This is a genomic window from Harryflintia acetispora (genome assembly GCA_004340125.1).
GTDB classification, from domain to species: domain Bacteria; phylum Bacillota; class Clostridia; order Oscillospirales; family Ruminococcaceae; genus Harryflintia; species Harryflintia acetispora.
On record SLUK01000013.1, the window covers coordinates 52,934 to 64,894 of the forward strand.

The 11,961-nt window shown below is 60.2% G+C and carries 11 protein-coding genes; 6 read left to right on the forward strand and 5 right to left on the reverse strand.

Annotated features, from left to right (window positions below):
* Window positions 1-21: 21 nt before the first annotated feature.
* The 4 genes from EDD78_RS12565 to EDD78_RS12580 all read right to left on the reverse strand — a co-directional run bounded on the left by EDD78_RS12565 (window position 22) and on the right by EDD78_RS12580 (window position 4,137).
* Window positions 22-924 (reverse strand): carbohydrate ABC transporter permease, encoded by a 903-nt coding sequence (locus EDD78_RS12565; RefSeq protein WP_159448879.1) that lies wholly within the window; start codon window positions 922-924, stop codon window positions 22-24.
* A gap of 60 nt (window positions 925-984) precedes the next feature.
* Window positions 985-2,379 carry an ABC transporter substrate-binding protein gene (locus EDD78_RS12570; protein WP_132085176.1) on the reverse strand — a complete coding sequence of 465 codons (1,395 nt, stop codon included), beginning with the start codon at window positions 2,377-2,379 and terminating at the stop codon, window positions 985-987.
* Between the two features lie 59 nt (window positions 2,380-2,438).
* A complete protein-coding gene (locus EDD78_RS12575) occupies window positions 2,439-3,170 on the reverse strand; it encodes a GntR family transcriptional regulator (RefSeq protein WP_159448877.1) in 732 nt (243 codons plus the stop codon).
* A gap of 217 nt (window positions 3,171-3,387) precedes the next feature.
* Entirely contained in the window at window positions 3,388-4,137 is a 750-nt protein-coding gene (locus EDD78_RS12580; RefSeq protein WP_132085177.1) for a sugar isomerase domain-containing protein, read from the reverse strand.
* Window positions 4,138-4,547: 410 nt separating this feature from the next.
* Here EDD78_RS12580 and EDD78_RS12585 point away from each other — a divergent pair, with 410 nt between their 5' ends.
* The 4 genes from EDD78_RS12585 (at window position 4,548) to EDD78_RS12600 (ending at window position 9,208) form a co-directional block, all read left to right on the forward strand.
* On the forward strand, window positions 4,548-5,516 hold the full coding sequence (locus EDD78_RS12585) for a Gfo/Idh/MocA family protein (protein WP_132085178.1): 969 nt from the start codon (window positions 4,548-4,550) through the stop codon (window positions 5,514-5,516).
* Between the two features lie 478 nt (window positions 5,517-5,994).
* On the forward strand, window positions 5,995-7,368 hold the full coding sequence (locus EDD78_RS12590) for an ABC transporter substrate-binding protein (protein ID WP_079697902.1): 1,374 nt from the start codon (window positions 5,995-5,997) through the stop codon (window positions 7,366-7,368).
* A 103-nt stretch (window positions 7,369-7,471) separates the two neighbouring features.
* Window positions 7,472-8,356: a carbohydrate ABC transporter permease gene (locus tag EDD78_RS12595; RefSeq protein ID WP_079697901.1), complete on the forward strand. Its 885-nt coding sequence runs from the start codon at window positions 7,472-7,474 to the stop codon at window positions 8,354-8,356.
* A gap of 15 nt (window positions 8,357-8,371) precedes the next feature.
* Window positions 8,372-9,208: a carbohydrate ABC transporter permease gene (locus EDD78_RS12600; protein WP_079697900.1), complete on the forward strand. Its 837-nt coding sequence runs from the start codon at window positions 8,372-8,374 to the stop codon at window positions 9,206-9,208.
* A gap of 403 nt (window positions 9,209-9,611) precedes the next feature.
* Here the strand turns inward: EDD78_RS12600 and EDD78_RS12605 are convergent, their stop codons facing one another.
* On the reverse strand, window positions 9,612-11,054 hold the full coding sequence (locus EDD78_RS12605) for a Sapep family Mn(2+)-dependent dipeptidase (RefSeq protein ID WP_165873227.1): 1,443 nt from the start codon (window positions 11,052-11,054) through the stop codon (window positions 9,612-9,614).
* 186 nt (window positions 11,055-11,240) lie between these two features.
* Here EDD78_RS12605 and EDD78_RS12610 point away from each other — a divergent pair, with 186 nt between their 5' ends.
* Entirely contained in the window at window positions 11,241-11,699 is a 459-nt protein-coding gene (locus tag EDD78_RS12610; RefSeq protein ID WP_132085180.1) for a DUF3795 domain-containing protein, read from the forward strand.
* Entirely contained in the window at window positions 11,677-11,892 is a 216-nt protein-coding gene (locus EDD78_RS12615) for a hypothetical protein (RefSeq protein ID WP_132085181.1), read from the forward strand. The genes EDD78_RS12610 and EDD78_RS12615 overlap by 23 nt, the downstream gene beginning before the upstream one ends.
* The last annotated feature ends 69 nt before the right edge of the window (window positions 11,893-11,961 follow it).

Genomic DNA, 11,961 nt, shown 5'->3' on the forward strand with positions numbered 1-11,961 from the left:
GAGGGATGAATCCTTCCAATATCACACTTCCCACTCGTCGGCGATCAGGTGGTTGAGCAGCTGGCAGACGGTGAGCACCACGAACAGGATCACCAGGCAGCTGGCGCTCGAGCGGCCCACCTCGAAGAAGGAGAACCCCTCCTTATAGGCGAAGTAGCTCACCGTTTCAGTCACGTTGCCCGGGCCCCCTTTTGTCAGCATGTAGACCACCTCGAAGAATTTGAAGGTGTCCATCACCCGCATGAGCAGCGCCACAGCGACCACCGGCCTTAGGGAGGGCAGGACGATCGAAAAGAAGCGCTGGCGGGAGTTGGCCCCATCCACCTGCGCGGCCTCGATCACGTCGCGCGGCATGCTCGTCAGCCCCGCCAGGAGGATCAGCATGACGAACGGCGTCCACTGCCAGACATCCACCAGGATCACCGCCGGCATGGCCAGGGTCTTGCTCGCCAGGAGGGCGGGGGGACTTTGGATCCCGATACACTGCAGCAGGTAGCGCACCACCCCGTAGTCCGAGTTGTACATCAGCAGCCACATCAGCGACGCCACGATCGGGGTGATCATGGTCGGGGCGATCATCAGCGAGCGGAAGAGCCTGGTGCCCGCCACGCTCTGGTGAAAGAGCAGGGCGATCAGAAAGCCCAGCAGGAATTCCAGGGTGACCGCCGAAGCCACCAGCAGCAGGGTGTTGAGCATGGCCCGCAGGAAGTTCTGGTCGGTGAGCACGCCCTGGAAGTTTTCGAGGCCTACGAACCGGCGGGGCTGCGAGCTTGCAAAATTCCAGTCGAAGAAGCTGTTATAGACGTTGAAGACCATCGGATAGATTGACATTAGAATCAGCAGGAGCAGCGACGGGGCGATCATCAGCTTCCACACCCGGTTTTCCGCCGCCATCAGCGAGCCCCGCTTTCCGGCACGTTTCATCGGTACGACCATTCCTTTCTGCCAAGGGCCGCGCGCCGGGAGGGCGCGCGGCCCCGGGTTCTAGCCCGCGACGGGGTAGCCGTTTTGTTTCATCAGTTCGTTGATCTTGCTTGCCGCGTCGCCGAGCGCGGCCTCGACCTCCTTCTCGCCCGAAACGGCGAGATTGAGCTCCAGCCCCAAAATCTCCTCGATCTGGGTCCACTCGGGCAGCCGGGAGCGGTAGTCCACCCCGTCGGCGAGGCCCTGCGTCTCGGCGTCGTAGATGATCTTGAAGTAGGGATACTTCTCGACCAGCTCCGGGTCGGTCACGGTCGAAATGCGCATCGGCACGCCCGGGGTGCCGGGGACGTCCACCCATTTCTTGTCCGTCTCGGGGCTGGTCATCCACTTCATGAAGGTCCAGCTCTCCTCGACGTTCCTGGAGTCCTTGTTGATGGCGATCGAGAAGCCGGCGAAGGGCAGGCTGGGCTGCGAATCCGCGTCGAGGCGGGGGAGGGTGGTATAGCCCACCTTGCCCGCGACGGTGGTGTCCTCGGCGGTCTCGAACTGCGGGGAATTGGCGTTGAAGACGGCGGTCATCCCGGCGTTCCCGTGCATGAAGGCGTTCCAGCGGTCGGCGTTTTCATACTGCAGCACGCCGTCCGGCAGGTAGGGGACCAGGTCTTTAAGCATTTGGGTGGTCAGCACCCCGATCTCGCCGTCGATGTCGGTGGTGTAGTCGTTCGGCATGTCGCGGAACATCTTTCCGCCGAAGCCGTTGTAATAGGCGCACCAGTCGTGCACCACCGAGGCCCCGCGCTTGAGGGCGATGGCCAGGCCGTAGAAATTATTCTGCGGGTCGTAGAGGCTCTGGATGGCGTTTACGAACTCGTCCTTGGTTTCGGGGACGGCGAGGCCCTTCTGTGCGAACACGTCGGTGCGGTAGTGGATGTACATATAATAGGGGGCCAGCGGCAGGGCGATCACCCGCCCGTCCCAGGTGGCGAGCCCCTCCCAGGCGCCGGGGAGGAAGTCGTCGACCTGCAGCTCCTCCTTATCCCGCTCCACCAGGTTGGTCAGGTCGTAGAGGTGTCCTCCTTCGGCGAACTCGCCGGTCCAGGGGATGTCGATCGACACCATGTCGTAGGAGCCGGTGTCGCCGGCCAGCTCCAGGATCGCCTTGCCGTGCAGGTCGAGATAGGGCACCGAATCGACGACCACCTTGATCCCGGTCTGCTCCTCGAACTCGGGCAGCACCGCCTTCATCGCCCCGACGTAGGGGTCGCCGACGGTGAGGAATTTGATGGTCTTGCTACCGGGCGCGGAATTTTCGGAACCGGCTTCGCCGGCGTCCGGGGCGGGTGCGCTCCCGGAGGGGGGAGCCTCGCTCCCGGCGCTTTGGGATGTGCCGGCGCAGCCGCCGAACAGTGCGGTGGCGAGGCTGACGGCCAGCAATGTGCAGATCAGTTTTTTCACGGTTCTAACCTCCATTTCTGTCCTTGCGGCAGAGGGAAGCACCGAAAAGAGAGAATGGCCTAGAGACTCTTGAGCTCGATAACGAATTTGTAGGTGTCCCCGCGGTAGAACGAGCGCACATACTCCACCGGCACGCCCTGCCGGTCATAGGTGACCCGTTCCATCAGCAGCCCCTGGGCGTTTTCGGGCACCTGCAGCAGCTGGGCGTGCCGCCCGCAGAGCAGGGTGGTCTCGATGGTCTCGATCGCCCGGCACAGCTCGATGTGCAGCTCGTCGCGCAGGTAACGATAGAGGGAGAAGTTGTCGCTCCCCCCGGTGTCGATCCGCTTGATCCGCGCGCCGTCCAGGCAGCTGTCCTCGAAGGCGATCGGCTTGGCGTCGGCGTAGCGCAGGCGGCACAGCCGCAGCACCGGCGCGCCGATCGAAAGGGAGAGCTTGCCCGCCGTCTGGCTGTCCGCGCGCAGGTTTTCGATCGCCAGGATCTTCGACCCCGGCGCGCGGCCGGTGCGCTTCATGTCCTCCGAGAAGGAGGTCAGCGCCGCGAGATTCTGCTCGATCTTGCCCGAGGAGACGAAGGTCCCCTTGCCCTGGAGCTTGTAGAGGTACCCCTCGTTTTGCAGCTCGCCGATCGCCTGCCGCGCGGTCATCCGGCTGATGCCGTACTGCATGCACAGCTCCCGTTCGGAGGGGATCAGCTGCCCGGGGCGGTATTCGCCCTGCAAAATCCGTTCCTTGATCAGCTCCTTGAGCTGCAGATAGATGGGAATCCGGCTCTCCTTGTCAACTGCCACCATGATCGCTCCTGTTCTGTCTGGTCCATCCGGTATGGATGTCCGTACCACTTGTTTTTAGATTTACCTTATAGCAGATTCCCATGGTTGTCAAATATTCTCTCTTCTTCCAGTGTTTTCCGCCTGCGGCGGGTTGGTTTCGGTGTGACTATTGTCCATACCAGCAGTATTAATTGTCTAGACCAGTTGGTCTAAGAAAAAAGCCGCCGGCAGGGGCTCACACCATTTCGTAGCAAATCTGGTCGCGGTAGGTCTCGTAGACCTTGCGGTTGTACTCGCCGCCGCGGTCCACATTGGCGCTGGAGTAGACGGGGGGCAGCAGGCCCTCCTTGTCATAGGCTGCGGCCACCCTAGCCGCGATGGCGTTGACAATGGCGGCGCCCAGCACGGTGGATCCGGGCGCGACCCCGACGCCGGAATGGGGGAGGCTCAGCAGCGCGTCCCCGAAGGGGCACAGATCGTCGATCACCAGATCGCACACCTCGAAGAGCCGTTTGCCCGAGGGGTGCCGCGAGGCCGATTCCTTAGAGTACTGCAGGCTGGTGATCCCGATGACCGATACCCCCAGCTCCCTGGCCGCGAGGGCGAGCTCCACCGGGACATGGTTGCGCCCCGACACCGAGTGGATAAAGAGCAAATCCCCCTCCCGCAGCCCGGCCTGGCGCGCGATGATCGGCCCGTAGCCGCCGGTGCGCTCCAGCTCGGAGGTGATGGTGATGGGGGTGCTGTCCACCGTGAGCCCCGGCGCAAAGATCGGGTTGAAAACGGCGAGGCCCCCGGTTCGGTAGTAGGCCTCCTGGGTGAGGATCCCCGCGTGGGTACAGCCGAAGAAATAGACCCGGCCGCCGCAGCGCAGGGTGGTGCAAACCCGGTTTGCCGCTTCGTCGATGTCGGGCAGCGCCTCCCGGCGCAGCCGTCCGATCAGCTCCTGCACCCGGTCGAGGTATTCTTCCGACTCGTTCTTCATACGTCCCTCCTTTCCGTGGTGCCTCCATTATAGCCGCCCGCCCCGCCGGTTTCAATTTCCGGAATCCCCAAAGATTCGACTCTGTAATTGGATATATTATCTAAATATAATTCGTATAATTTTTATAATATGTACAAAATATCCCATACTGGTCTAGACCACAAAAATACCGAAAAGGCTATTTCCGGCCCCATAGGATAGGATGAGCAGGACCAGGTGGTCTAGCCGGACGGTGGACAGGAATGAAACCGCGGCGCGACAAGGGAAATGGCTTTACAGGATAAAAAATATATACATTATAGAAAGGAGGAGATATTTTCCAGAAGGCAATGGCCGGTTTCAGCCTGGCGTGTTATAATATGTAAAAGACCATGCGGGCCGCCCGACGGGGCGGCAGGGAGGAGGACAGCATGAAAATTGGGATACTGGGCGCGGGGGAGATCGCGCACGAGATGGCAAAGACGGTGGCCGGGATGGAGGACTGCGAGGTGCTGGCGGTGGGCGCGCGGGAGCTCCTGCGCGCCGAGGGCTTCGCAAAGGAGTACGGGATCCCGCGCGCCTACGGCTCATACGGGGAGCTGGTGGAGGATAAGGAGGTGGAGCTGATCTACATCGCCACCCCGCATTCCCACCACTACCAGCACGCCAAGCTGGCGCTGGAGGCGGGGAGGCATGTGCTCTGCGAGAAGGCCTTCACCGCCAACGCATCCCAGGCGCGGGAGCTCTTCGCGCTGGCCGAAGCGCGCGGCCTCTTTCTGGGCGAGGCGATGTGGACCCGCTTCCTGCCGATGAAGGCGAAGCTGCAGCAGCTCCTTCACGATGGCGCGATCGGGCAGGTGCGCTCGCTGAGCGCGAGCATCGGCTATGCCATCAGCGATATCCCCCGCCTGCGCGAGCCGGCGCTCGCCGGGGGCGCGCTGCTGGACATCGGGGTCTATGTGCTCAACTTCGCCGCCATCGCGCTGGGGGAGGAGATCGAAAAGGTCGAGTCGAGCTGCCAGCTTTACGGGACCGGGGTGGATGCCTGCGAGAGTATAACCCTGACCTTCAGAGGCGGCCGGATGGCGGTGCTGCACGCCAACATGACCGCCCTGTCCGACCGGGGCGGGGTGATCTGCGGCAGCGAAGGGTATATCCGGGTGGGGGACGTGGAAACCTGCGCCCCACTGGAGGTTTATGACGGGGAGCGCCGCCTTGTCGCCCGCCACGAGGCGCCGCCCTGCCACAGCGGTTACCAGTACGAGGTGGCCGCGGCGGCCAAGGCGGTCCGGGAGGGCAGGGGAGAGTGCCCCGAAATGCCCCACGCCGAAACGCTGCGGATCCTGGAGCTCTGCGACCGGCTGCGGGACGCTTGGGGCGTGCGGTACCCTTTTGAGTAAATTGACCAAATATTTTGTAAAACCAGGGGACGGGCCCGCGAAAAATCGGGCCCGTCCCTTTACTCATTTAAAGGGATTCTAATGCGGTCCAGCGGGAATTGGCGGCTGGAAAATGAAGGGAGTGGTTTGTTAATGTTGCCTAATTAACAAAAATTTTTTCTACTCTTTTTGGACGAATGGGTTGCAAATTGAAATGGATATGTTATAATAGCGTCATACCGCAAATAAAATTTATGAATTGTTCACAGCGCGTTTTTAAATTCCGCCATTTATTCATAATTCCAGATTTCTGAAAACAGGGTGCGGCGCACCGCTCTGGAGGCAGGGCGCAGATTGTGCAAATGCACCAAATTTGGAAAATGGCGGTGGAACGCCGCCAGCCCCGCCACTGGGGTTGAGAAAAGAAGATGTGGACGACCCGGCGGCTGGTACGCCGGTAGTTATAAATCCGTCAACAAAGAAAACTGGAGGTAGGCAAATGAAGAGTCTCAAAAAAATCCTGGCAATCGTCCTGGCAACTTGCATGAGTGCGGGAATCTTCGCCGGCTGCGGCGGTAGCGGCGGCGGCGAGGCAGCTCCCTCCGAGAGCTCCGGCGGCGAGGCCACCCCGGCGTCCTCCGAGGCGGCGCCCCCTGCGAGCGGCGATTCCGGCGAGTCCTTCGAGCTCAAGCTGTTCCACAAGTGGCCTGAGATCGGCAAGGGCCGCGACTACTTCGAGGCTGCCGTCGCAGCATACGAGGAAGCGAATCCGAACGTTAAGGTCACCATCGAGTGCGTTTCCGATGAAGAAGCCAAATCCAAGCTGCGCGTCATGATGGGCGCCGACTCCCAGCCGGACGTTTACTTCTCCTGGTGCGGTGAGTTCTGCTACAAGTTCGCCCGTGCGGGCAACGCCTGGGATATGACCGAGTACTTAAACAACGATCCCGAGTGGAAAGATTCGATCATGCCCTCCACCCTCAACAGCTACACCATGGACGGCAAGGTCTACGGTATCCCGTTCCGCCTTATCGGCAAGCTGTTCGTCTACAACAAGCAGATCTTCGCGGACAACGGCATCACCGAAGCCCCGAAGACCTGGGATGAGCTGATGGCCACCTGCGAGAAGCTCAAGGGCGCCGGCGTCACCCCGATCGCGTTCGGTAACCTGCAGCCCTGGCCGGCCTGCCACTACATCACCGGCTTCAACGTGGCCTGCGTACCGAGCGACGTGCGCATGACCGACTACAACTATGAGACCGGCGAGTTCACCGATCCCGGTTACATCACCGCGCTCAATTACCTCAAGGAATTCAACGACAAGGGTTACTTCAACAACGGCGTGAACTCCATGATCCACGACGTCGCCTCCGAGAACTTCAAGGCCGGCAAGGCTGCGATGTTCTACTGCGAGACCGGCGAGTTCGGCGGCCTGGTCGACCAGGGCCTCGAGATCGGCGTCTTCCCGATGCCCGACGTTGAGGGCAACGGCGACAAGGGTTACATCGTCGGCGCTCCGGACGGCTTCATGATCTCCACCAAGTCTGCTCACCCCGAGGCTGGCATGGAGCTGCTCAAGCTCTTCACCTCCAACGAGTGGCAGTCCAAGATGGTTGAGGAGCTCTACTACCCGTCCCCGATTATCGGCGTGCACAACGAGCAGAACACCATTCCTTCCCTGCTGGAAGCGATGAACTACATTGAGAATGCCAAGGGCCTGGCCAACTGGCTGGACACCGACGTTCACACCAAGGTTTCCGATGCGTATCTGCCCGCCATGCAGGAGATGCTCAACGGCACCCTGACCCCCGAGCAGGTTATGGAGAAGGTGCAGGAGGCTGCCCAGATCGTTAAGACCGAGGAAGCGCAATAATTCTGCATTTGTTCCCGTAATGGATTGACACCGATAGGAGAGAGGGAGCGGGGAAGACTCCCCGCTCCCTTCTTTCGCTATCGAGAATCGGAGGAATCTGCTTATGAAAGTTTACCGGGATAAAAGGATCATCATCCTCTACCTGTTTCCGGCAATTGCGTTGATGGCCCTTTTCGTCTATTACCCGCTGGTACAGTCGATCGTTTTCAGTCTGTTTAAGTGGGCCTCGTTCTCTCCGGAAAAACAGTGGGTCGGGTTTTATAACTATCATCTTATCGTCTCCGACACCGCTACGTTCTTTACCATTCTGAGAAACAACTTCTTCTACGCAGTGGTTTCCACCATCTTCCAGGCCGGGTTGGGGCTCGTCTTCGCCGCCTGCCTGGAGGAAAAATTCATGCGGGGTACCCAGCCGTTCTTTCGGACCGTGCTCTTTATCCCGTCCCTGATCGCGATGACCGTTATCGCCATGCTCTGGCAGTTCATGTACGACCCCAACATCGGCATGATCAACCAGGCGATCCAGGCGCTCGGCTTCAAGGACTTTAACGCCCAATGGCTGGGTGACAGCAACCTGTCGATCTGGTGCTGCATTATCGTCTCCCAGTGGCAGTACATCGGCTATTGCATGATGCTCGACCTGGTCGGCATCCAGAAGATCGACGGCGAGCTCTTCGAGGCCGCCACCATCGACGGCGCGACCCGCCCGCAGGTCTTCCGCTACATAACCCTTCCGCTGATGAAGGAATCCATCCTGGTTACCACCGTCGTCACCATCCTCGGCTCGGTCAAGGTGTTCACCGAGGTGTACGTCATGACCGCCGGCGGACCCGGACGTTCGAGCGAGGTGCTGGCCACCGCCATGTACCGCGCGGCCTTCAAGAACGATGAAATGGGCGTGGCCTGCGCCTACGCCATCATGATTTTCGTCCTGACATTCATCTGTGCGGCGCTGCAGCTCAAGCTGTCGCATACCGGCGAAGAATAAGGAGGGGTGAAGAGAATGTTTGCGAAAAAAATCGGCTCCAACGCTTGGAAAGTCTTTATCTTCCTGCTCTTTGCCGTCTACGCGTTTGCGATTATCTACCCGTTAAGCTGGATGATCATTTCCTCGCTCAAGACCAATACCGAGTTTTTCACCTCCCCGTGGGGGCTGCCGGCCCAGCCGCAGTGGCACCACTACTATGAGGCGGTCAAGTACGGCGTCGCCGCCTACTTCTTCAACAGCGTGTTCATCACGCTGGCCTCGGTGCTCTTCTCGGTGCTGTTCTCGTCGATGGCTTCCTATATCATCACCCGGTTTGATTTCAAACTGAAGAACGCCGCCTTCCTCTTTATCCTCGGCGGCCTGATGATCTCGCCCGAGGTCACGCTCGTCTCGCTCTTCAAGCTCGAGCAGTCGCTGCATGTCTACAACACCCACTGGGCGCTGATCATCCCCTATACGGTATTCCGTATCCCGTTCACGACCTTCCTGATCCGCTCGTACATGCTCTCGCTGCCCAAGGCGGTGGAGGAGTCGGCTTACATCGACGGGTGTTCCACCTTCAAGGTCTTTTCCCGGATCGTCATGCCGATCTGTAAGCCGATCATCGCCTCGGCCGCCCTGCTGACCGCCATGACCAGCTGGAACGAGTTCATGTTCGCCCTGGTCTTTGTCGAGAGCGAGAAGTACAAGACCATCCCGATCGGGCTGATGAACCTCAAAGGCCAGTTCGGAACCAACTACCCGAGACTGATGGCCGCGCTGGTCGTCTCCGCTTCGGTGATGATCATCCTGTTCCTGTGCTTCCAGAAGCAATTCGTGCGCGGCCTTACCGCCGGAAGCGTCAAGGGCTGATTTGACACCCATTCCAATTCTGATAAAAAGGGGAGCCCCCGGCAACACTTGCCGGGGGCTCCCCTTTGATTGGCATTGGTATCTTGTGAGGTTGGCGGCGTTCGCCGCCGAGGGGAAACCCCTTGATAGGGTTTCCCCTCGCAAAAACCTCCCACTGGGAGCTTTTTGTTCCCCTTCCTGATCCGAGGGGGGATTTCGTCAAGGCAAGTGTCAGCAGTCCGGAAAGGCCGCGGGCGCTGTCCGCACCCGCCAGAAGGACATGTCGCCATCGGCACCTTGGACCCTTGAGAATCCCATTTTGGATTGCCGTCTGCTATAACAGAGGCCCCCGGCGTCTGCCGGGGGCCTCTCGATTCTTTGCGAGTATCTGGAAAGTAAGAATACTTTACAGCTTTAAAAGCGTTTAAACAAGCGGGTCGATCTCGAGCAGGGCGTTGATATAGACCTTGATGTTCAGCAGCAGATGGGCGATGTCCCCATACTCGTCCGCCTGATGGGCGCCGCCCTTTTCCATGCCGAACAGGCGCACCCGCCCGGGCACCGTGGCGCCGTAGGACACCGCATTGGGCAGGCTGCGCGCATAGGTGCCGCCGTCGAGCACCAGCGGCGGGATATCCGGCTGGCCGAGCTGCTCGCGGGCGACCTCGATCAGCTTCTGGATGACCGGGTTATCCAGCGGGATGTAGAGCGCCGGATCGTTGTGCAGCTTTACGATCTCGAAGCCCGCCTTCTCGAAGTATACCGGGATTTGCTTCATCAGGAACTCCTGGTCCATCTTGACCGGGTAGCGGATGTCCGGCTGCAGGATGATCCGATCCCCCTCCTTGCGCAGCATCGAGAGCACGAAGGTCAGCTTGCCGGACACGTCGTCCTCGGCCTCGATTCCCAGCGGCACCCCGTCGTAATCCCCGGTGAGCACCGAGATGACCTCCAGCGCGTCGCGGGTCCTGCCGCCGACGAGCCCGGAGCCCAGCAGCGCCTTGACGAGCACGTCGTTGGCGTTGATCGCCCCGTGCGGGCGGGCGCAGTGGTGGGAGGTGCCGGTGGCGTTCACACGCACCCCGCGCGCGTCGGCCTCGACGCTGATCCGCTCGAAGCCGCCGAGCTTCTCTTTTGCCTCCTCGAGGGACACCCCGCCGAGGACGGCGTAGGCCTTGTCCGGGACCGAGTTGACCACGTCGCCGCCCCAGATGTCCACGAGCTCCTCCCCGACCGGGTAGGAGGCGAACTTGCTGCGCACCATGCCCTTTTCGGCGTAGCCGACCGGGTACTTCGCGTCGGGCACCAGGCACCACTTGGGGGCCTTCTCCCGCGCGAGGAAGGCGGGCATGTCGATCGAGCCGGTCTCCTCGCTCATGCCGAAGACGATCATCACGTTGTTTTTGAGCTTGATCCCATGCTCTTTGAGAAAGCGCATGGCGTAAAGGGCCATCACGCCGGGGGCCTTGTTGTCGGCGGTACCCCGCCCGAAGATGTACTTTCCGTCCTCGGAAATATGCGGCTCGAACGGCTCGCAGGTCCACCCGTCGCCTTCGGGCACGATATCCATATGCGGCACGATGGCGATCGCATCGTCCTGCGGGTTTTCGCCATAGGTCGCGCTGCCCGCGTAGTTTTCATAGTTTTTGGTCCGAAACCCGTATTCCCCGGCCATTTTGAGAGCTTCCATCAGCACCTGGTAGCACCCTTCGCCGTAGGGTTTGTCACCCGGTACGAACTCGTCCTTGGCCTCGGATACGCTGCGGATCCTGCACAGCTTGCTCACGTCGCGCAGGAATTCCTCCCGGATGGTGGGGATCCACCGGTCGAGCTGCTCCCCCAGCTTTTGCTTTTCGCTTGCGGTCAATCGAAACGCCTCCTGTTGATGATTTCCTGTTGGGTTCTCAGGGTCAAATCCCAAGACTACTTTATTGTACACCACCGGCGGGAGAAAGAAAAGACTCATTTTCCGTACCAGGGTATCAAAATAGTCTGGCCGCGGTTGACAGCGCCGGGGCCAGCGCTTACAATAAGGCAAAGGGGAGGGGATAGGATGAAGATGCCGCAAAAAGGGATCGAACCATCCATGTTCGCCCCGTGTGGGATGAACTGTATGGTTTGCTACAGGCATTGCTGTCACCCCAGGCCCTGCGCGGGCTGTCAGGGCGGGGAGGATGGGAAGCCCATCCACTGCCGCAGCTGCAAAATTAAGGAGTGCGCGCGGGAGCGGGGCATATCCTACTGCTTTGCATGTGGCGGCTATCCCTGCGAGCGGGTCAAAAACCTCGAGAAGAGCTACCGGACCCGGTACGGTACCAGCCTGATGGAAAACGGACGCCTTGTCAAGGAAGAGGGGCTGTCCGTCTTCCTGCGGCGGCAGGAGGAACAGTATACCTGCCCGGACTGCGGCGGGGTGATTTCCCTTCACGACCGGGAATGCAGCGAGTGCCAACGGAAGATAACCGCGCAAGCGCAAAGGGGAGGGGCAGATGAAAAAAATGAATTGGCATAGACTTTTGTATATCGCCGGCTTTTTGCTGGTGGCCGGCTTTGTCATTTTGACAGGGGTGGATTTTTTGCAGTATGACGAGCTGGCGTATTCCGCTCCGTTTTCGGCTTTCGTTCTGGTGAGGGCGGTCGAGTTTCTGCCCTTGGCGGCGCTCGCTTTCATTCTGGCCGCCATCCTAAAAAAACGAAACCGCTGATCCGCGGCCCTGCCCGCGCAGCAGAAAATCCCCGGCCCGCGGCTGACTGCCGCGGGTCGGGGGTGTTTA

Bases quoted from the DNA above. Each gene is read 5' to 3' on its own strand.
- EDD78_RS12595 (WP_079697901.1), top strand. From the start codon at position 7,472: ATGAAAGTTTACCGGGATAAAAGGATCATCATCCTCTACCTGTTTCCG.
- EDD78_RS12610 (WP_132085180.1), top strand. From the start codon at position 11,241: ATGAAGATGCCGCAAAAAGGGATCGAACCATCCATGTTCGCCCCGTGT.
- EDD78_RS12585 (WP_132085178.1), top strand. From the start codon at position 4,548: ATGAAAATTGGGATACTGGGCGCGGGGGAGATCGCGCACGAGATGGCA.
- EDD78_RS12590 (WP_079697902.1), top strand. From the start codon at position 5,995: ATGAAGAGTCTCAAAAAAATCCTGGCAATCGTCCTGGCAACTTGCATG.
- EDD78_RS12580 (WP_132085177.1), bottom strand. From the start codon at position 4,137: ATGAAGAACGAGTCGGAAGAATACCTCGACCGGGTGCAGGAGCTGATC.
- EDD78_RS12615 (WP_132085181.1), top strand. From the start codon at position 11,677: ATGAAAAAAATGAATTGGCATAGACTTTTGTATATCGCCGGCTTTTTG.
- EDD78_RS12565 (WP_159448879.1), bottom strand. From the start codon at position 924: ATGAAACGTGCCGGAAAGCGGGGCTCGCTGATGGCGGCGGAAAACCGG.
- EDD78_RS12600 (WP_079697900.1), top strand. From the start codon at position 8,372: ATGTTTGCGAAAAAAATCGGCTCCAACGCTTGGAAAGTCTTTATCTTC.